This is a genomic window from Pseudomonas sp. R1-43-08 (assembly GCF_003852255.1).
Classification (GTDB): Bacteria; Pseudomonadota; Gammaproteobacteria; order Pseudomonadales; family Pseudomonadaceae; genus Aquipseudomonas.
Genome location: NZ_CP027734.1, coordinates 3,866,630 through 3,884,766 on the forward strand (window position 1 = coordinate 3,866,630; position 18,137 = coordinate 3,884,766).

An 18,137-nucleotide genomic window follows, 5' to 3' on the forward strand; every position below is an offset into this window, starting at 1 on the left:
AAGTCGGGAAGTCGGTGAGATTCAGCCGGCGGCCAGTTGCCGCGCCGCGCCAAGGCGCCAGCGGGCCAGGTGCTCGTCGGCATAGCGGCGCACACAGCGCAGCACGGCGCTTTCGTGCTGCACGAGGAAGAAGTGGTGACCGTCGAACATGTCGAGGGAAAAGCCGCTGGCGGCCTCAAGCTGCCAGTCGAGCAATTGGTCGGCGCGCACGCTGTCCTGCTTGCCGCCGAACACATGGATCGACACGCCCAGGGGCTCGCGCTCGCCATAGGTGAAGCTGCCGCACAGCAGGAAATCGGCGCGCAGGATCGGCAGCATCAACTCCATCAATTCAGCATTGGCCAACGCGGCGTCGCAGGTGCCCTGCAGTTCGCGCAAGCGGGCGATCAGTTGTTCGTCGGTCTTTTCGATGGCGTATTCGCTGACATCGCGCCGCGCCGGGCCGGCGGTGCCGGAGGCGAACAACGCCAGCGGCGCCGGCACATTGCGCGCTTTCAATGCATGGGCCAGTTCGAACGCCAACAGGCCGCCGAGGCTGTGGCCGAACAACGCATAGGGACCATTGAGGTCGCGGCTGATTTCAGTCGCGAGCTGGGCAGCCAAGGCCTTGATATCGCGCTGTAGCGGCTCGCCCATGCGCATGCCACGCCCCGGCAATTCCAGTGGGCACACCTGCAACCAATCCGGCAGCACGCGGCGCCAACGTGCGTAGACCGAGGCGCTCGCGCCGGAATGGGGCAGGCAGAACAGGCGCAGCGGCGTTGGCGTACTCATCACCCGAGGACTCCAAGCTGAAACACGCTGTGTGCACGATAAAAACCCATTTCGCCCTCCTGCGGGTGCTGATCCTTGGCCGTTTGTTTACAGGCCTGTCACCCAGAAGAACGGACGGCCCCGGCAAATAATTAGTCGCCGGGGGCGAGCGAGACGCGGTTCACACCTTACCGGAAGGCATAAGATTAGTTCGCCTTCTCATTTGACAATCATTATCATTCAGCATAATTTGTTGCCCGATGTGTAGGAGGCCTCAGCAAGGACGCCCTCCCCTAACCTCTTTTGCAACCAGGTGATTTCCATGACGGAACCAGTATCCACAGGCAGGTGCGACTCACCACTTCTCCAGGCGTTCGTCGACAATCGACTGATCCTGGTGAAGATCGCGGCACGTATTACCGGCTGTCGTTCCCGCGCCGAGGATGTGGTGCAGGACGCTTATTTTCGGCTGCAGTCGGCCCCGACGATCACTTCGTCGTTCAAGGCCCAACTGAGCTATCTGTTCCAGATCGTGCGCAACCTGGCGATCGATCACTACCGCAAGCAGGCCCTGGAACTCAAGTATTCCGGCACCGAAGAGGAAGGCTTGAATGTGGTGATCCACGGCGCTTCACCGGAAACTTCCCATATCAATTTCAACACCCTGGAAAACATCGCCGACGCCCTGACCGAGCTGCCGCAGCGCACCCGCTACGCCTTCGAGATGTACCGCCTGCACGGCGTACCGCAGAAGGATATCGCCAAGGAACTCGGGGTTTCGCCGACCTTGGTGAACTTCATGATCCGCGATGCGCTGGTGCACTGCCGCAAGGTGTCGGGCAACCACAGCGATACGTTTGCGCGCAGGGTCTGAAAGCAACAGAAACAAATGTGGGAGGGGGCTTGCTCCCGATGGGGGAGTGTCAGTAAACACATCTGTTACTGACCCACCGCCATCGGGGGCAAGCCCCCTCCCACATTTGATTTCCTGCGCTCTCAGGGAACTGGCATTACATCGATGCGATAAGGCTCGAAGATCTTGAGCATCTGGCCATTATCCCGCAGCTGCTTGAGCAACCCGGCAAACGCAGGCCCGGTGATCGGGGCTTTGGGCCGTAGCAACGCGTAATGGTGATAGACCTGGTCGATGCGCTCCGACACCAGGAATGTCCCCGCCATCTCGGCATTGCGCACCATGAAGTCACTCAGGTACGAACGGGTGACCAAGGCGATATCAGCACGCCTGCGGGCGACCATCAGCAAGTTGCTGTCATGGGAGTACGTCAACGTTGCGTTGAAGTGCTCGGCCAGGTACTTGGGGTCGGGGTTGAAGTTGGCGAAGGCGTAGTGATAGCCGCTGAACACCGCCAGGCGTTTGCCGGCAAGGTCGCTGAAATAGCTTTGGTCGCGACCGGGCTCACGCTCGGCGACGAAGATTTCAGCGTCTTCCAGGCCCATGTCGACGCTGGTATGGGCCACGTCTTTCCAGCCCCAGGACGGGTTTTCAAAGATCGCCATGTCGACCCGGCCTTGCTCGAAATCGCGAAAACGCCTGGGAATCGAAGTGGGCACCAGCACAAACTGATAGTCGCTTTGCACGGCGTTCAGCGCTTCGACCAATTGCGGCAGCAATCCGGTATCGGCGCCTTGCTCAGGGCGTACGGTATACGGCGGAAAATGTGCCGCGCCGATCCTCACCAACTGCGCGGCGCTGGCCTGCGTCCACCCTGCGGTACCCAATGCCCAAAATGTCAGTCCTGCAGCCAGCCGCCATGGCGAAAACATCTAGGCACACACCGTGAATTCTATGATGGCGATAAGCTAGGCGTTTTTCCCTGGGGAGACAATGTTCACCCGCAAATTAATAGCCGCACTTCAGTCCGCCTTGAGCACCATCAACAGCGCTTCGTCGGCCAGCTCTTCGAGGGTCAGGCTGCCTTGGGTGCGAAACCACGTGGTGGTCCAGGATAACGCGCCGGTCAGGAAGCGCCGGGTGATGAACACGTCGCCCCTGATATAACCGGCGGCCTTGGCTTCGCCCAGTACCTGCAGCCAGATGTCCTCATACACATCACGCAGGGCCAGTACCTGGGCCTGGCCGTCGGCAGACAACGAACGCCATTCGTACACCAGCACCGCCATCGCCTCACCGCTGCCGCCCATGATCGACTGCAATTCGCAGCGGATCAGCGCCAACACGCGCTCGCGCACCGTGCTCGCTGCTTCCAGCGCAGCCCGCACCATCGCGGTGTTGTAGAGGATGGTTTCTTCCATCACTGCGCGCAGGATCTCGTCCTTGCTCTTGAAGTGATGAAAGATGCTGCCGGACTGAATGCCCACCGCACTGGCCAGGTCGCGCACAGTGGTGCGCTCGAAGCCCTTGTTGCGAAACAGGTGCGCCGCGGTTTGCAGCAACTTGCCCCGGGCACTCTCGGGGTCGGTCAATTGTCCAGCGTCGACCAGGGTGCGCATCACCCGCAGGGCTTGGGGGTCGTCCATGCTGCTGTCCCTCATGTCTACTATCGTCTTGGGCGGCAATTTAGGCCGTGGCCGCCACCCGAGCAAGCGCTTGGGTAAAACTTGTGTACGGGGTTTACCAACCAGGCGAATCAGCCCCCTGGGCGGAACTACAAGGCCCGGCTACGCTCTATCCCCATCAGGACAGGAACAGTACGGGAACCTGCGCATGCCTCATTGGCTGATTATTGACCTTGAAGCCACCACGGATGACGGCGGCTGGCCCGTGACGGAGATGGAAGTCATCGAAATCGGCGCGAGCCTGGTCAATCGCCAGGGCCGCGAGCTGGATCACTTCCAGCGCTTCGTGCGACCGCTGCGGCGGCCGCTGCTGACGCCTTTTTGCCGCCAATTGACCCATATCACCCAGGCCAATATCGACGCGGCAACGCCGATCACCGAGGTGTGGCCGCTGTTCGAGCGCTGGCTGGGCCAGCATCAGGCACGCCTGGAAGGCTGGGCCAGCTGGGGCGATTACGACCGTGTGCAACTTGAGCTGGAATGGCAACGCCATGGCCTGGCCAGCGCGCTCGGCCAGACGCCCCATGTCAACCTCAAGCAACGGTTCGCCAAGGCCCGGCGGCTGGACAAGCCCTTGGGGCTTAATGGCGCGCTGCAATTGGCGGGGATGCAGTTCAACGGCCAGCAGCATCGGGCGCTGGAGGATGCGCGCAACACCGCACGCCTGTTGCCGCTGATTTTGCCGGTCTAGGCAGCTCTGAAAGGCTTGGGCATACTGATCAACCTTTTTGCCTTAATGCTGCCCACCTGTAGGAGCGAGCTTGCTCGCGAAGATCGCCAACGATAACGCAGCGCATCTGGTTTGACGGGGTGCTCTCAGGTTTTTCGCGAGCAAGCTCGCTCCTACAGTGGTTGGCGTAAGTTCTGACCCTTTTTTCCGAGGATTCACTCATGTTCAAAGTCAATGAATACTTCGACGGCACCGTCAAGTCGATCGCTTTCGGCACCGAGGAAGGCCCGGCGACCATCGGCGTGATGGCCCCGGGTGAATACGAATTCGGCACCGACCAGCGTGAAATCATGCACGTCGTTTCCGGCGCGCTGATCGTCAAACTGCCTGACGCCGAGTGGGAAACCTTCGCCGCCGGCAGCCAGTTCAACGTCCCGGCCAACAGCAAATTCCAGTTGAAGGTTGGCGTAGACACCGCTTACCTGTGCGAATACCGCAGCTGAGCCTGACTCGGCGCAAAAAAATGCCCGTCTCCTGCGAGACGGGCATTTTTTATTCCAGCACCGTTACCGGCATCCCGACTTCCAACTGGCCAACCCCATCGTTGACCAGGTTCTGACCGAACATCGCGCCCTTCTCGGTGCTGCGATAGGCCTGCAGGGTGGCGAACGGCTCGCGGTCCGGGCTGCGCTCGCCGGTCTGGGGGTCGACGGTCGTGAGAATGCAGCGTGAACAAGACTTGACCACGCGAAACTCCACATCGCCGATGCGCAAGCGTTTCCAGCCATCCTCGGCAAAGGCCTCGCCGCCTTCGATCACCAGGTTGGGACGAAAGCGCAGCATTTCCATCGGCCGGCCAATATGCGCGCACAAATCGTCCAGGGAAGCCTGGCCGATCAGCAGCAAGGGGTAGCCGTCGGCAAACCCCACTTGATCGTCATCCCGGCCAAAACCGGCCTGGGTCGAGCGTGCACGCTCCAGGGGCATATGCACCAGGCGCGTGGGCTTGCCGATGAAGGCGCTGACCCAGGCCGCCGCCGCATCGCCCGCGTCCGGCACGCGCAGGGTGTCGTGCCAGATGGTCACACCGCGCAATGCATCGGCGCCGGGCAATGCCACGTCGAGCGTCCCATAGCCAGGCGAGCTGAGGGTCAGGCCGCCCGCCGCGTTCCACAGCGCCGTCAACTGGCTCATCTTCGCCACGGCGCGTTGCGTAAGGAAGCGCCCGCTGGCTTCGTCCACCAGCATCCAGCGTCGATCCCCTGCCAGCCCGAGTTTATCCAGGCCACTCTGCTGCAAGGCCTCGGCCTTGCCGGATTTCAAGGGGTAACGGTACAACGCGCTGAGACGGAGCATGAGCCTGCATTCCTGGGGAACAAAGTGGCATACCCTAGTGTCATGCAGGCACTTCGTCCAGCATCAGTCGTTGACGCACCACATCCACCAGCTTGTCCGGCTGGAATTTGGAGAGGAAATTGTCGCAGCCGACCTTCTTGACCATCGAGTCATTGAAGCTCCCCGACAGCGAGGTGTGCAGCACCACGTAGAGGCCACGCAGGCGCGGGTCATTGCGAATTTCGGTGGTGAGGCGGTAGCCGTCCATCTCGGGCATTTCGGCGTCGGTGAAGATCATCAGCAGCTTGTCGGTCATCACCTGGCCGCTGTCGGCCCAGGCCTTGAGCATGTTCAGCGCCTTGAGGCCGTCGCTGGCGATGTGCATCTTCACGCCCAACTGGCCCAGGGTGTCCTTCAACTGCGACAGCGCTACGTTGGAGTCGTCCACCAGCAACACTTCACGGCCACGGGCGCGTTCCAGCACTGGGTCCTCGAGCTTTTCCCGGGAGACCTTGGCGTTATAAGGCACGATTTCCGCCAGGACTTTTTCCACGTCGATGATTTCCACCAACTGGTCATCGACCTTGCTGATGGCGGTGAGATAGTGCTGGCGCCCCGCGCTGGCCGGCGGCGGCAGGATGGCTTCCCAATTCATGTTGACGATGCGGTCGACGCCGCCCACCAGGAACGCCTGCACCGAACGGTTGTACTCGGTGACGATGATGGTGCTGTTGGGCCCTGGCACCAGGGGGCGCATGCCGATGGCCTGGGACAAGTCGATCACCGGCAAGGTCTGGCCACGCAGGTTGACCACGCCGCAGACAAACGGATGGCGCTGCGGCATCAGGGTCAGCTTGGGCAGCTGCAGCACTTCCTGCACCTTGAACACGTTGATCGCGAACAGCTGCCGCCCGAACAGGCGGAACATGAGAATCTCCAGGCGATTCTCACCCACCAATTGCGTGCGTTGATCTACGGTGTCGAGAATGCCGGCCATTAAGAGCTCCTGGTGTGCACATGGGTTGCGCGCTGAGGGTGTGCAGTTCGTATAGGCAAGTTATCGGCGGCAAGCGCCAGACCTTGACCCCGCTAAAATGCCATGTAAATACATTGATGTCACACTGACATCATGCTTTACTGCATCAGCCCTGTCCTCGGGCTGCGTGGGCCTTGCACGACACTCCAATCGGCGTGCGGTTCCATGACGTAGGGGATTCCCCTATGCGCAATCAGGCCCGACCTGATATTCGCGATATCTAATAGCCATTAATGTGACGCCATTCTCATTGCATGAATGGAGTCAGGCTTTTGTTTGCCATCCCACGCCCTAGGCCCATGGGCCTTCCAGGCACTCACGTATCGGCAACTGAAGTCGTGTCATCCCGCTCAACTGGGACTACGCACGACTTTCGTGAGCATTTCAATAAATGTCCTACTGGAATATCGGAATCAGCCTACAAGCTCAAATCATATTTCAGCGCTAGTTTTAAGCTATTCACCCGGTGCGACATCTCATCACCCGAGCTTGAGTTGCGGAGACATGCATGATGAATAGCGCGAAAGAATGGCAAACGGCACTTCCCGAGTTTCTGCTGGAGGCCGAAATGCTGCTGATCAAGTCCCAAGAGTGCTTGAGCCACCTGCATTTGATCCGCAACGACAGCGACGCCATCGACTGCATGAAAACCAGCCTCGCCAAACTGGCTGAAAAGGCCGACAGCCTGGCGCTGCAGGCGATCAGCGAGTTCTCGCGGCACCTGCAGGACCTCATTGCCAACGCCGAAAACCCGATGCAACTGCATGACCAGGCACTGGATGCGTTACATGACTGCCTGACGCTGCTGGCCTGGCAATTGGAGCTGATCGACACACGCACCGGCGAGTTGGCCCTGGACGAGACCGAGCAAACGTCGTTGATCGCGACGGTTACCTTGCAGATTCCGCAAAAGGATTTCCGGCATAAACCACAGCAGCGGTTGCATCATGCGTCCTGAGTCCCAAGCATGTCACCGACGATAGCTGACCTGTCCAAAAACGACCGATAACGGCGAGAAAGGCAGAAATATCAATTAGCCATCTACGCAATAACTATACAAACCAACTTTACTAATACAACTTTTTCAACTCTGGGATTACCCCCCAGAGTATTTGCGCGGGCCATAAACCAATCAGGCGACCAACGGTAACAGGGGTGGTACTATGCCCCACTCGAAGTGACTCAACTTCATCATGGTTAAACACGATTCGGCAGCGTATTCCAAACAGAGCCCGGCCAACCGGTCTCCCCGCAGCGAACCCTCAGTGGCTCCATCCGCTATGTACGCCAACCTCAAGCCCCTTTTCTCAAGGTCTGTGTCGCGCAGCAACGCACGCCGCATCGTCCTTGCGCTGTGCCTGTGTTCGTTGTCGGTCAGCGTGTGGGCCTACGCGCATGCTTCGCCCTGGTCGCTGCTGATCCTGCTGGTCAACCTGGCCACGCTGGCGGTGGTGGGCCTGCACCAATGGCGTTCGCGCAAATCCATCAAATTCCAACCCCAGGAATTGGCCGACCGACTGTTGCAGGTCCAGGAAAACGAACGCCATCGCCTCAGTCGCGAGCTGCACGACGACATCGGCCAACTGCTGACCGCCGCCAAGCTGCAAAGCGAATGGCTGCAGCGTCGCCTGCCGCCAGAGCTGCGCGAGCACTGCACCGTGCTGTGCAACACCCTCGACGAAACCCTGGCCAAAGTGCGCGACGTGTCGGCCATTCTCAACCCGCGCCAGTTGGCCAGCCTGGGCCTGGAAGCCAGCTTGCGCGCACACCTGCTCAAGACCCTGGAAAACACCTCGGTGTGCTGGAGCCTGGAATGCCAGCAACGCCTGACCGGTATTCCTGAAGAAATGGCCGTGGCGGCGTTTCGTATCACCCAGGAAGCGGTGACCAACATGCTCCGTCACGCCCAGGCACACAACCTGCGGGTGCGCCTGCGACGCCTGCCCGAAGGCTTGTCGCTGATGATCTGCGATGACGGCCAGGGCTTTTCGCCGGCTACCGACCCAGGCCTTGCGGGCCAACGCGGCATGGCCGGCATGGCCGAGCGGATAGACCAACTGGGCGGCACCTTGTCGGTCAGCAGTCAGCCAGGCCAAGGCACGCGGATCGACGCGCTTTTCCCCTGGGCGCCCCGCGCCCTCGAACGGGCCAGTTCCCCTAAGGGTTTCGAGTGACCTGCAATTTACTCCTGGTGGATGACCACGCACTGATTCGCGCAGGCGTGCGTGCGCTGATCCTGGACATGCCCGGCTACGACGTGATCGGTGAGGCCAGCGATGGCGCGCAAGTGCTCGCGCAATTTCGCGCCCTGCAGCCGGACATCGTGCTGCTGGACCTGTCGATGAAACACACCAGCGGCCTGGATGCCTTGCAGGAACTCAAGGGCGCCTACCCCTGAGCAAAGTGCTGATCCTGTCGATGCACACCGACCCCGACCTGATCATGCGCGCGCTGGAATCAGGTGCCCACGGCTACCTGCTCAAGGACATGACCGCCAACGAGTTGGAACACGCCCTGCATGCCTTGCGCAACAACGAGCGCTACCTGAGCCCGGCGATCGCCCACACCGTGATCAATCAAGCACTGATCCGCAGCAACGGCCCTGCGACGCCCGCGCCCCATAGCCACAACTTGACGGCGCGCCAGTTGGAAATCCTGCGCCTGATCGTGCGCGGCAAGTCCACCCGGGAAATCGCCCACGGCCTGGGCCTGAGCATCAAGACGGTAGAAGCGCATCGCTCGCAGATCATGAAGCGCCTGCAGATTTTCGACGTGGCGGGCCTGGTGTTATTCGCTGTGCGCGAGCAGATCATCAGCCTGGACGACTAAGGGCGAACCCAGCGGCAGGTGCACGCGCAGGGCCTTGGGCAAGGCCTCGAAATGCAGATCATCGCCTTCCAGCGGCTCGCCATCGAGATTGATGTACAAGCCCTGCGCCACCTTGATATTGACCCACGGCAGGCGTGCCCGCACGAACATGGTGTCCAGGCCCCAGCCGTTGCTCATCAATTCGCGCAAGGTGCCGACCACCTCCTGGGGCGCCGGCAGGATGCTGATGTCCAGCAGGCCATCATCGGCCAGCGCACCCGGGCACAGCACATGCCCGCCCCGGCCTGGCGCCCGTTGCCGATCCCCAGCGCGAGCAGTTCGCCTTTCCAATGGAAATCCGGGCCTTCCAGCTCACCGTAGGCAGCCTTCAATTCACTGAAACGCGACAAACCGGTGAACAGGTAGGCGGCACCGCCGAGGATTTTCTTCAGGTCTTCGGAGGTGTTGGCGGTGACCTGGCTGCCGAAACCGCCGGTGGCCATGTTCAAGAATATCTGCCCGCCGACCTGGCCCAGGTCAATCGCCCTCGGTTCAACATCCAGCAACGCCAGCGCACCAGCCGGCTCCAACGGCACGCCGGCGGCCTTGGCGAAGTCATTGGCGGTGCCCAGCGGCATCAGCACCAGGCTGGCATCGGTATTGGCGTGAGCCATGGCTTCGGCCACATCGCGCAAGGTGCCGTCGCCACCGCCGGCGATGATGTGGGTGTAACCGTCGGCCAGGGCTTCATTGACCAGGCGCTGGGCATCGCCACCTTCCCACGTCACCCGCACTGCCAGCTCCCAACCCTGCTCACGCCGGGCCAGCACAGCCGCGCGCACGTCCTCGTTGAGGGCTTGTTTGCCGTGGAGGATCAACAGGGCTCTGGCGGTGGTCATTTGGGGAACTCTCCTGGGTCAAGGTGCTTGCAGGATGTTGACCCTTGGGGATGAGGAAAAGTCTGTGGCTGGACAAATTTGGCAGATGTACGGAGATCAAAATGTGGGAGGGGGCTTGCCCTAATGCCAGTCAGTTAAGCGTACACCGCCGTCTGTAGGAGCGAGCTTGCTCGCGAAAAACGTCAACGATAACGCGTGCTTCCTGAATAAACGCGGTGCCTGTGAGTTCTTCGCGAGCAAGCTCGCTCCTACAAAAAGCCTTAACTGACTGGCATTAGGGCAAGCCCCTCCCACATTGCGCCCGGCGCTGATCAGCTCTTGTGCAACTTGCTCATCAACTGCGCCTCGGCCTGGGTCAACCCGCACGACTGGGTCAGCTCATCCACCGTCGCGCCCATGCCCACCAGCTTGGCGGCCTGGGCGAACGACAGGTTCGCAGGATCACGCTGTTCCAACTGCACCAACTTGTCCGGCAACGGCCCGAGAATCGCGCGCAGTTCATGCACTTCATCCCCAACCCGCACCGCACTCTGCTGGAAATGATCGACACGCTTGACCAACTCCAGAATGCGCCGGTCACGCACCGCATCGCGCTCGGCCTGTTGCAAGGCCAACTCCCGTTGCTGGCGCACATAGCGCAGCACAAACGCCAAAGTCCCGGCCCACAACAGGGCCAGGACGATCACCGCCGCCTCAAGGAACAATCAGATGCTCTCCAGGTCCGACCACTCTTCTTCGCTCATCATTTTGTCCAGCTCAACCAGAATCAACAGCTCGTTGTTCTTGTTGCACACGCCCTGGATAAACTTGGCGGATTCTTCGTTGCCCACGTTCGGTGCGGTTTCCACTTCCGATTGGCGCAGGTAGACCACTTCGGCCACGCTGTCGACCATGATCCCGACCACTTGCTTGTCGGCTTCGATGATGACGATGCGCGTGTTGTCGTTGACATCGGTCGGCGCCAGGCCGAAGCGTTGGCGCGTGTCGATCACCGTCACCACGTTGCCGCGCAGGTTGATGATGCCCAGCACATAGCTCGGCGCACCCGGTACCGGGGCGATCTCGGTGTAGCGCAGCACTTCCTGCACGCGCATCACGTTAATGCCGTAGGACTCGTTGTCCAGTTTGAAGGTCACCCATTGCAGGATCGGATCATCCAAACCTTGTGCGGACGCTGACTTGTTCATGCTTCTGACCCCTTCAAATGCCGCTATCGACGGCGTGTGTGCTAATGGGCCGCGCAACCGCACGACCTTTATTGTTCAATCAACTGCGTTTGTTCTGCGCCATTTCCTTGACCGCGCCACTGGCGATCAACTCGGCCAGTTCGGCGACGTCAAGCAACGCGCACATGTGTTCGATCACGGTGCCCGCCAGCCACGGCCGTTGGCCACGGTGGCTGCGCCATTTGATTTCGTTCGGGTCCAGGCGCAACGAGCGGCTGACTTGATGCACCGCCAGCCCCCACTCGTAGCCCTGCACGGAGATCACGTACTGCAGGCCCTGGCGGAAGTCGTCGCGGTAGCGGTCGGGCATCACCCAGCGCGCGGTGTCCAGCACCTTGAGATTGCCGGCCTGGCTGGGCAGGATGCCGAGGAACCACTCCGGTTGCCCGAACAACGGCGTCAGCTCCTGGCCTTCCAGGGAATAGATCGAACCCAGGCACACCAGCGGCACCGCCAGGGTCAACCCGGCGACGTCGAACAGCAGGCATTCGAACGGCTCGGCGGCCCACGACGGGCGACCATCGCCGGTCACCGGCGGCGGCGTGATGCTCGGCGGCAGGTGCACTTCCACGATCGGCTCGACCACCACCGGCGCCATCACGTCAGGCGTGATCGGCACCACCACCGGCGCCACTTCCACGTGTGCATCGCGGGCCTGCTCCTCAAGCACCGCCAACTGGAACTCATCCAGCGCAGCGTCAGGCTCGACGGCCGGCTCCAGCACCAGGATCGGTTCCGGCAGTTCCTCGGCGGTCGCATCCTGCAGCAAGGCATCCAGGTAGGATTCCAGTGCCAGTTGCGGCCGGGTCTTGAAGTCGAGGGGACGGTTCATCAGGCCACCTGCGCCACAAGCTGCTGGGACAGCAGGTGCTTGAGCAACGCCCGATAAGCCAGCACGCCACGGCTCTTGCCGTCGAATTGCGACGGCGTGAGCCCGGCGCGGCTGGCGTCACGCAGGCGCGTGTCTACCGGGATGTAGCCGTTCCAGATAGTGTCCGGGTAGGCATCGCGCAGTACGCGCAGGGTGCCGAGGGAGGCCTGGGTACGCCGGTCAAACAAGGTCGGCACGATGCTGTACGGCAACGCCTGCTTGCGCGAACGGTTGATCATCGCCAGGGTGCTGACCATGCGCTCCAGGCCTTTGACGGCCAGGTGTTCGGTCTGTACCGGGATCACCAACTGCTGGCTGGCCGCCAAGGCGTTGACCATCAGCACGCCGAGCAAGGGCGGGCTGTCGATGATCGCGTAGTCGAAGTCCTGCCACAGTTGCGCCAGGGTCTTGGCGATCACCAGGCCCAGGCCGCTCTGGCCCGGCGACTGGCGCTCAAGGGTGGCCAGAGCGGTGCTGGACGGCAACAGCGAAATACTGTCGCTGCTGGTGGGCAGCAGCAGTTGCCCAGGCAAATCGCTGGGCACGCTGCCTTTGTGCAGGAACAGGTCGTAGCAGCTGTGTTCCAGCGCATCCGGGTCGTAACCGAAATAGCTGGTCATGGAGCCGTGGGGGTCCAGGTCGACCACGACCACGCGCTTGCCCGCCTCGGCCAGCAAGCCGGCTAACGCGATGGACGTGGTGGTCTTGCCGACTCCACCCTTTTGATTGGCAACTGCCCAGACTCTCATTCGGTTGATTCCTCCCGGTGGGCACAAGCGCGACCGAGACATTGCATAGGTTAGTGAGCCGGTGACGGAGAATTGACGGAGCTGGCCCGCACCAGCGGCTTTGCAGGGGCCGGTGCAGTTTGTGTGCCAGCGCGCCTCAACGCCGCATCCGGTGTTGCATTCGCCGTGCCGGTGCCGGTCAGGCTGCGGCGTACATCCAGGTTGCGCGACACCACCAGCACCACCCGCCGATTGCGCGCGCGGCCTTCGAGCGTGGCGTTATTGGCCACCGGCTGGAATTCACCGTAGCCCACCGACGCCAGGCGCTGGGGGTTCACGCCCTGCATCGCGAGCATGCGCACGATGCTCGCCGCCCGGGCCGAGGACAGTTCCCAGTTGGTCGGGTACTGCGCCGTACTGATCGGCAGGTTGTCGGTAAAGCCTTCGACGTGGATCGGGTTTTCAAACGGCTTGAGGATCGCTGCCACCTTGTCGATGATGGTGAAGGCCTGGTCGCTCGGCAGCGCATCGGCGCTGGCGAACAACAGGCTGGAGTTGAGCTCGATCTCCACCCACAGTTCATTGCCGCGCACGGTCATCTGGTTGGAGCTGATCAGGTCGCCAAATGCGGCGCTGATATCGTCGGCAATGCTTTTGAGCGGGTCGCTGGTGCCGCCGACACCGGCGGCGGTTTCATCGCTGTCGTTGACCAACGGCTTGGCCGGGGTCACCGTCTTGGGTCGTTCATCGCCTATAGGAATAGGCTTGAGCGCGCGATCAGAGTCGGAAAACACCCCGATCAACGCTTCGGAAATAACCTTGTACTTGCCTTCGTTCACCGACGAGATCGAGTACATCACCACGAAAAACGCAAACAGCAAGGTGATGAAGTCCGCGTAGGACACCAGCCAGCGTTCATGGTTGACGTGCTCTTCAGGCTCGCGACGGCGACGGCTCACAGGCACTTCCCTCTCTGACCAACAGCGAACACTTCATTGTGGCGAGCGAGCTTGCTCGCGCTGGGGCGCGAAGCGGCCCTGAACCCAGACGCTGCGACCTGTCTGAAAGACCGTGTTGCCTGGAGTGGGGCTGCTTCGCAGCCCAGCGCGAGCAAGCTCGCTCGCCACATGCCCATGCCCATGTGCATCAATCCATGAAGCCCTGGAGCTTCAATTCGATGGACCGCGGGTTTTCGCCCTCGGCGATCGACAGGATGCCTTCGAGCAACATCTCGCGGTAACGGGACTGGCGCATGGCAATCGACTTGAGCTTGCTCGCCACCGGCAACAACACCAGGTTGGCGCTCGCCACACCGTAGATGGTGGCGACAAATGCCACGGCAATGCCGCTGCCCAGTTGCGAAGGGTCGGCCAGGTTGCCCATCACGTGGATCAGGCCCATTACCGCACCGATGATGCCGATGGTCGGCGCGTAGCCACCCATGCTTTCAAAGACTTTGGCCGCGTTGATGTCGCGGCTTTCCTGGGTGTAGAAATCCACCTCGAGGATGCTGCGGATCGCCTCCGGCTCGGCGCCATCCACCAGCAGTTGCAGGCCTTTGCGGGCGTAGCTGTCGGGCTCGGCATCGGCCACGCTTTCCAGGCCCAGCAGGCCTTCCTTGCGTGCGGTGAGGCTCCAGTTGACCACGCGGTCGATGCCGCCTGGCAGGTCGACCCGTGGCGGGAAAATGATCCAAATCAGGATCTGCATGGCGCGCTTGAACGAGCTCACCGGCGCCTGCAACAACGCCGCGCCTACGGTGCCACCGATCACGATCAGCGCCGCCGGGCCGTTGGCCAGGGCGCCGAGGTGGCCGCCTTCGAGGTAGTTGCCGCCGATAATGGCGACAAACGCCAGGGTGATGCCGATCAGGCTCAAGACATCCATCAGAGGCAGGCCTCCACCAGATGCTTGCCGATGTCGTCCAGGCTGTAGATCGCGTCGGCCAGGTCAGCCTTGACGATCGCCATGGGCATGCCATAGATCACGCAACTGGCTTCGTCCTGGGCCCAGATTGCACTGCCGCCCTGCTTGAGCAGGCGCGCGCCCTCACGGCCATCGGCACCCATGCCGGTGAGCACCACCGCCAGAACTTTGTCACCGTAGGACTTGGCCGCCGAACCGAAGGTGATATCCACGCACGGCTTGTAGTTGAGGCGCTCGTCGCCCGGCAGGATTTTGATCGCGCCACGGCCATCCACCATCATCTGCTTGCCACCCGGGGCCAGCAGCGCCAGGCCAGGGCGCAGGATGTCGCCATCCTCGGCTTCCTTGACGCTGATGCGGCACAGCTTGTCCAGGCGCTCGGCAAAGGCCTTGGTGAACGCGGCAGGCATGTGCTGGATCAACACGATCGGCGCCGGGAAGTTGGCCGGCAGTTGGGTCAATACACGCTGCAAGGCCACCGGCCCGCCGGTGGACGTACCGATCGCCACGAGTTTGTAGGCCTTGCGCTTGGGCGCGGGCGAATGGGCGCTTGATGCAGTAGCGCGGGTAGGCGTTGTCGGCGCGGGCCGAGCGACGGGTGCGGGCGCCGGGCGGCTGAACGATGATGTCGGCGCGGCCACGGGTGCAGGCGCAGGAGTCGGCGCGGGCGCGCTGAACAGACTGCGGCGGTTACTGCGCGAAATACTGTGCACCTTCTCGCACAGCATCTGCTTGACCTTATCGGGGTTACGCGAGATGTCTTCGAAATTCTTCGGCAGGAAATCCACCGCGCCGGCATCCAGCGCATCCAGGGTGACCCGGGCGCCTTCATGGGTCAGCGAGGAGAACATCAATACCGGTGTGGGGCAGCGTTGCATGATGTGACGCACGGCCGTGATGCCATCCATCATCGGCATTTCGTAGTCCATGGTGATCACGTCCGGCTTCAACGCAATGGCTTGATCGATCGCCTCTTTGCCATTGGTGGCCGTGCCGACTACCTGGATCGTTGGATCGGCGGAAAGAATCTCCGAGACGCGGCGGCGGAAGAAACCCGAATCGTCCACCACCAGGACCTTGACTACCATAAACACTCCGTTAGACGGGGCGGGCGCTACCGCCCTGCCCCGCCAGAATCAAATACGCCGTGCGGCGTAACGCTTGAGCATGCTCGGAACATCGAGAATCAATGCGATGCGACCGTCACCGGTGATGGTCGCGCCGGACATGCCGGGGGTCCCCTGCAGCATTTTGCCCAACGGCTTGATGACCACTTCTTCCTGGCCCACCAGTTGGTCGACCACAAAGCCGATGCGCTGGGTGCCCACCGACAGAATCACCACATGGCCTTCGCGCTGCTCTTCATGCTTGGCCGATGCCACCAGCCAGCGCTTGAGGTAGAACAGCGGCAGGGCCTTGTCACGCACGATCACCACTTCCTGACCGTCCACCACGTTGGTGCGCGACAGGTCGAGGTGGAAGATCTCGTTGACGTTGACCAGCGGGAAGGCGAAGGCCTGGTTGCCCAGCATCACCATCAGGGTTGGCATGATCGCCAGGGTCAACGGCACCTTGATGACGATTTTCGAGCCCTGGCCCTTGGTCGAGTAGATATTGATCGAGCCGTTGAGCTGGCTGATCTTGGTCTTCACCACGTCCATGCCGACGCCACGGCCGGACACGTCGGAGATCTCGGTCTTGGTCGAGAAGCCGGGGGCGAAGATCAGGTTGTAGCATTCGGTGTCGGTGAGGCGATCGGCGGCATCCTTGTCCATCACACCGCGCTTGACCGCGATATTGCGCAAAACCGCCGGGTCCATGCCTTTGCCGTCATCGGTGATCGACAGCAGGATATGATCGCCCTCTTGCTCCGCCGCCAGGATCACCTTGCCGCCCCGCGATTTGCCCGAGGCTTCGCGTTCTTCCGGGGTTTCCACGCCGTGGTCGACGGCGTTGCGCACCAAGTGGACCAGCGGGTCGGCCAGGGCCTCGACGAGGTTCTTGTCGAGGTCGGTTTCTTCGCCCACCAGTTCCAGGTTGATTTCTTTCTTGAGCTGGCGCGCCAGGTCGCGCACCAGGCGCGGGAAACGGCCGAAGACTTTCTTGATCGGCTGCATCCGCGTTTTCATCACGGCGGTTTGCAGGTCGGCGGTGACCACATCGAGGTTCGACACGGCCTTCTGCATGGCTTCATCGCCACTGTTCAGGCCCAGGCGCACCAGGCGGTTACGCACCAGCACCAGCTCGCCGACCATGTTCATGATGTCGTCCAGGCGCGCAGTGTCTACGCGCACCGTGGTTTCGGCTTCAGTGGCAGGTTTATCGGCAACCGGCGCAGCGGCAGGACGCGCCGGAGCTGGCGCGGCAGCCGGTGCAGGCGCTGGCTTGGCGACCGGCGCTGCGGCTTTGGCGGCGGCAACCGGTGCGGCTGTAGCGACCGCTGCGGCGGCGGCCGGAGCCGGGGCCACTTCGGTGAACTTGCCTTTGCCGTGCAACTCGTCCAGCAAGGCCTCGAACTCGTTATCCGAAATCAGCCCGTCACCGGCAGGTGCTGCACTGGCCGCCGGAGCGACGGCGGCAGTGGCAGCGACCTGCGGCAAGGCTTCGGCGACGAACGTGCCTTTGCCATGCAGTTGGTCGAGCAGCGCCTCGAATTCATCGTCGGTAATATCGGTACTGGCGTTGGCCGCCGGTGCCGCTGGCGCAGCCGCCGGTGCCACGGCGTCGGCCGCGAACTGGCCTTTGCCATGCAACTGGTCGAGCAGGGATTCAAATTCTGCGTCGGTAATGTCTTCGCTGGTCGGTGTGGCAACCGGCGCCGTTGCAGCCGGTGCTTCAGCCTCGGCCTTGACCGCATTGAGCGAGTCGAGCAGTTGCTCGAACTCGCTGTCAGTCACATCCGCCTCGGCTTCCACCACTGGCTCAGGCACGGCTTGCACAGTCGGTGCTTGCGCAGCCGGTTCGGCCAGGCGCGCCAGGGCGGCCAGCAGTTCCGGCGTGGCGGCGGTGACCGGTGCACGTTCACGCACCTGGCTGAACATGGCGTTGACCGCATCCAGTGCTTCGAGAATCACGTCCATTAATTCCGAGTCAACCTGACGCTCACCCTTGCGCAGGATGTCGAACACGTTCTCGGCGATGTGACAGCACTCCACCAGCTCATGGAGCTGGAGGAAGCCGGCGCCCCCTTTTACAGTGTGAAAACCGCGAAAAATTGCATTGAGCAGGTTCGCATCATCCGGACGGCTTTCCAGCTCGACCAGTTGTTCGGACAGTTGCTCTAAAATTTCGCCGGCCTCTACAAGGAAATCCTGAAGGATTTCTTCATCGGCGCCGAAGCTCATGTG

Annotated in this window: 18 protein-coding genes and 2 pseudogenes; 6 read left to right on the forward strand and 14 right to left on the reverse strand. The window is 61.7% G+C overall.

The window, feature by feature from the left end; all coding sequences use genetic code 11:
* Nucleotides 1–21: 21 nt before the first annotated feature.
* Entirely contained in the window at nt 22–774 is a 753-nt protein-coding gene (locus tag C4J87_RS17630; protein ID WP_124367829.1) for a thioesterase II family protein, read from the reverse strand.
* Between the two features lie 301 nt (nt 775–1,075).
* On the opposite strand from C4J87_RS17630, the gene C4J87_RS17635 reads away from it, so the two are divergent.
* Nucleotides 1,076–1,627, forward strand: a complete 552-nt coding sequence (locus tag C4J87_RS17635) for an RNA polymerase factor sigma-70 (protein ID WP_124363749.1) — start codon at nt 1,076–1,078, stop codon at nt 1,625–1,627.
* Nucleotides 1,628–1,749: 122 nt separating this feature from the next.
* Here C4J87_RS17635 and C4J87_RS17640 read toward each other — a convergent pair whose 3' ends face one another.
* Together C4J87_RS17640 and C4J87_RS17645 are read right to left on the reverse strand one after the other, a co-directional pair.
* Nucleotides 1,750–2,538 carry an ABC transporter substrate-binding protein gene (locus C4J87_RS17640; RefSeq protein ID WP_124363750.1) on the reverse strand — a complete coding sequence of 263 codons (789 nt, stop codon included), beginning with the start codon at nt 2,536–2,538 and terminating at the stop codon, nt 1,750–1,752.
* Nucleotides 2,539–2,628: 90 nt separating this feature from the next.
* Nucleotides 2,629–3,252: a TetR/AcrR family transcriptional regulator gene (locus C4J87_RS17645; RefSeq protein WP_124367830.1), complete on the reverse strand. Its 624-nt coding sequence runs from the start codon at nt 3,250–3,252 to the stop codon at nt 2,629–2,631.
* Between the two features lie 187 nt (nt 3,253–3,439).
* On the opposite strand from C4J87_RS17645, the gene C4J87_RS17650 reads away from it, so the two are divergent.
* Nucleotides 3,440–3,982, forward strand: coding sequence for an exonuclease domain-containing protein (locus C4J87_RS17650; RefSeq protein ID WP_057700884.1), 543 nt, complete (start codon nt 3,440–3,442; stop codon nt 3,980–3,982).
* Between the two features lie 200 nt (nt 3,983–4,182).
* On the forward strand, nt 4,183–4,464 hold the full coding sequence (locus C4J87_RS17655) for a pyrimidine/purine nucleoside phosphorylase (protein ID WP_124367831.1): 282 nt from the start codon (nt 4,183–4,185) through the stop codon (nt 4,462–4,464).
* Between the two features lie 49 nt (nt 4,465–4,513).
* Here C4J87_RS17655 and C4J87_RS17660 read toward each other — a convergent pair whose 3' ends face one another.
* Together C4J87_RS17660 and C4J87_RS17665 are read right to left on the reverse strand one after the other, a co-directional pair.
* Entirely contained in the window at nt 4,514–5,317 is an 804-nt protein-coding gene (locus C4J87_RS17660) for an MOSC domain-containing protein (protein WP_124367832.1), read from the reverse strand.
* Nucleotides 5,318–5,357: 40 nt separating this feature from the next.
* Nucleotides 5,358–6,293, reverse strand: coding sequence for a chemotaxis protein CheV (locus tag C4J87_RS17665; protein ID WP_124367833.1), 936 nt, complete (start codon nt 6,291–6,293; stop codon nt 5,358–5,360).
* Between the two features lie 547 nt (nt 6,294–6,840).
* Between C4J87_RS17665 and C4J87_RS17670 the strand changes: the two genes are divergently transcribed.
* From C4J87_RS17670 to C4J87_RS17680, 3 genes and pseudogenes are all read left to right on the forward strand, one after another.
* Nucleotides 6,841–7,290 carry a hypothetical protein gene (locus C4J87_RS17670; RefSeq protein ID WP_177412752.1) on the forward strand — a complete coding sequence of 150 codons (450 nt, stop codon included), beginning with the start codon at nt 6,841–6,843 and terminating at the stop codon, nt 7,288–7,290.
* 322 nt (nt 7,291–7,612) lie between these two features.
* A complete protein-coding gene (locus C4J87_RS17675) occupies nt 7,613–8,506 on the forward strand; it encodes a sensor histidine kinase (protein ID WP_124369001.1) in 894 nt (297 codons plus the stop codon).
* Nucleotides 8,503–9,161 (forward strand): annotated as a pseudogene (locus C4J87_RS17680) (response regulator). Before C4J87_RS17675 ends, C4J87_RS17680 begins: the two are co-directional and overlap by 4 nt.
* Here C4J87_RS17680 and yegS read toward each other — a convergent pair.
* From yegS to C4J87_RS17725, 9 genes and pseudogenes are all read right to left on the reverse strand, one after another.
* A pseudogene (gene yegS / locus C4J87_RS17685) lies at nt 9,120–10,039 on the reverse strand (lipid kinase YegS). The pseudogenes C4J87_RS17680 and yegS overlap by 42 nt on opposite strands.
* Before the next feature lie 311 nt (nt 10,040–10,350).
* Entirely contained in the window at nt 10,351–10,743 is a 393-nt protein-coding gene (locus C4J87_RS17690) for a DUF2802 domain-containing protein (RefSeq protein WP_124363758.1), read from the reverse strand.
* On the reverse strand, nt 10,744–11,226 hold the full coding sequence (locus tag C4J87_RS17695) for a chemotaxis protein CheW (protein WP_124363759.1): 483 nt from the start codon (nt 11,224–11,226) through the stop codon (nt 10,744–10,746).
* 79 nt (nt 11,227–11,305) lie between these two features.
* Entirely contained in the window at nt 11,306–12,097 is a 792-nt protein-coding gene (locus C4J87_RS17700; RefSeq protein WP_124367834.1) for a CheW domain-containing protein, read from the reverse strand.
* Complete coding sequence (locus tag C4J87_RS17705; protein WP_124367835.1) at nt 12,097–12,885, reverse strand: ParA family protein; 789 nt, start codon at nt 12,883–12,885, stop codon at nt 12,097–12,099. The genes C4J87_RS17700 and C4J87_RS17705 overlap by 1 nt, the downstream gene beginning before the upstream one ends.
* Before the next feature lie 50 nt (nt 12,886–12,935).
* Nucleotides 12,936–13,823, reverse strand: a complete 888-nt coding sequence (gene motD, locus C4J87_RS17710) for a flagellar motor protein MotD (RefSeq protein WP_124363762.1) — start codon at nt 13,821–13,823, stop codon at nt 12,936–12,938.
* Nucleotides 13,824–14,010: 187 nt separating this feature from the next.
* Nucleotides 14,011–14,751, reverse strand: a complete 741-nt coding sequence (locus C4J87_RS17715) for a flagellar motor protein (protein WP_124363763.1) — start codon at nt 14,749–14,751, stop codon at nt 14,011–14,013.
* Entirely contained in the window at nt 14,751–15,878 is a 1,128-nt protein-coding gene (locus C4J87_RS17720) for a chemotaxis response regulator protein-glutamate methylesterase (RefSeq protein WP_124367836.1), read from the reverse strand. Before C4J87_RS17720 ends, C4J87_RS17715 begins: the two co-directional genes overlap by 1 nt.
* 48 nt (nt 15,879–15,926) lie before the next feature.
* Complete coding sequence (locus tag C4J87_RS17725) at nt 15,927–18,134, reverse strand: chemotaxis protein CheA (protein ID WP_124367837.1); 2,208 nt, start codon at nt 18,132–18,134, stop codon at nt 15,927–15,929.
* Between the last annotated feature and the right edge of the window lie 3 nt (nt 18,135–18,137).

Excerpts from the sequence above, each read along its gene's own strand:
- C4J87_RS17715 (WP_124363763.1), bottom strand. The coding sequence starts at position 14,751 with ATGGATGTCTTGAGCCTGATCGGCATCACCCTGGCGTTTGTCGCCATT.
- C4J87_RS17695 (WP_124363759.1), bottom strand. The coding sequence starts at position 11,226 with ATGAACAAGTCAGCGTCCGCACAAGGTTTGGATGATCCGATCCTGCAA.
- C4J87_RS17635 (WP_124363749.1), top strand. The coding sequence starts at position 1,076 with ATGACGGAACCAGTATCCACAGGCAGGTGCGACTCACCACTTCTCCAG.
- C4J87_RS17645 (WP_124367830.1), bottom strand. The coding sequence starts at position 3,252 with ATGGACGACCCCCAAGCCCTGCGGGTGATGCGCACCCTGGTCGACGCT.
- C4J87_RS17675 (WP_124369001.1), top strand. The coding sequence starts at position 7,613 with ATGTACGCCAACCTCAAGCCCCTTTTCTCAAGGTCTGTGTCGCGCAGC.
- C4J87_RS17705 (WP_124367835.1), bottom strand. The coding sequence starts at position 12,885 with ATGAGAGTCTGGGCAGTTGCCAATCAAAAGGGTGGAGTCGGCAAGACC.
- C4J87_RS17670 (WP_177412752.1), top strand. The coding sequence starts at position 6,841 with ATGATGAATAGCGCGAAAGAATGGCAAACGGCACTTCCCGAGTTTCTG.
- C4J87_RS17630 (WP_124367829.1), bottom strand. The coding sequence starts at position 774 with ATGAGTACGCCAACGCCGCTGCGCCTGTTCTGCCTGCCCCATTCCGGC.
- C4J87_RS17660 (WP_124367832.1), bottom strand. The coding sequence starts at position 5,317 with ATGCTCCGTCTCAGCGCGTTGTACCGTTACCCCTTGAAATCCGGCAAG.
- C4J87_RS17655 (WP_124367831.1), top strand. The coding sequence starts at position 4,183 with ATGTTCAAAGTCAATGAATACTTCGACGGCACCGTCAAGTCGATCGCT.
- C4J87_RS17640 (WP_124363750.1), bottom strand. The coding sequence starts at position 2,538 with ATGTTTTCGCCATGGCGGCTGGCTGCAGGACTGACATTTTGGGCATTG.
- C4J87_RS17725 (WP_124367837.1), bottom strand. The coding sequence starts at position 18,134 with ATGAGCTTCGGCGCCGATGAAGAAATCCTTCAGGATTTCCTTGTAGAG.
- C4J87_RS17665 (WP_124367833.1), bottom strand. The coding sequence starts at position 6,293 with ATGGCCGGCATTCTCGACACCGTAGATCAACGCACGCAATTGGTGGGT.
- C4J87_RS17650 (WP_057700884.1), top strand. The coding sequence starts at position 3,440 with ATGCCTCATTGGCTGATTATTGACCTTGAAGCCACCACGGATGACGGC.
- C4J87_RS17700 (WP_124367834.1), bottom strand. The coding sequence starts at position 12,097 with ATGAACCGTCCCCTCGACTTCAAGACCCGGCCGCAACTGGCACTGGAA.
- C4J87_RS17720 (WP_124367836.1), bottom strand. The coding sequence starts at position 15,878 with ATGGTAGTCAAGGTCCTGGTGGTGGACGATTCGGGTTTCTTCCGCCGC.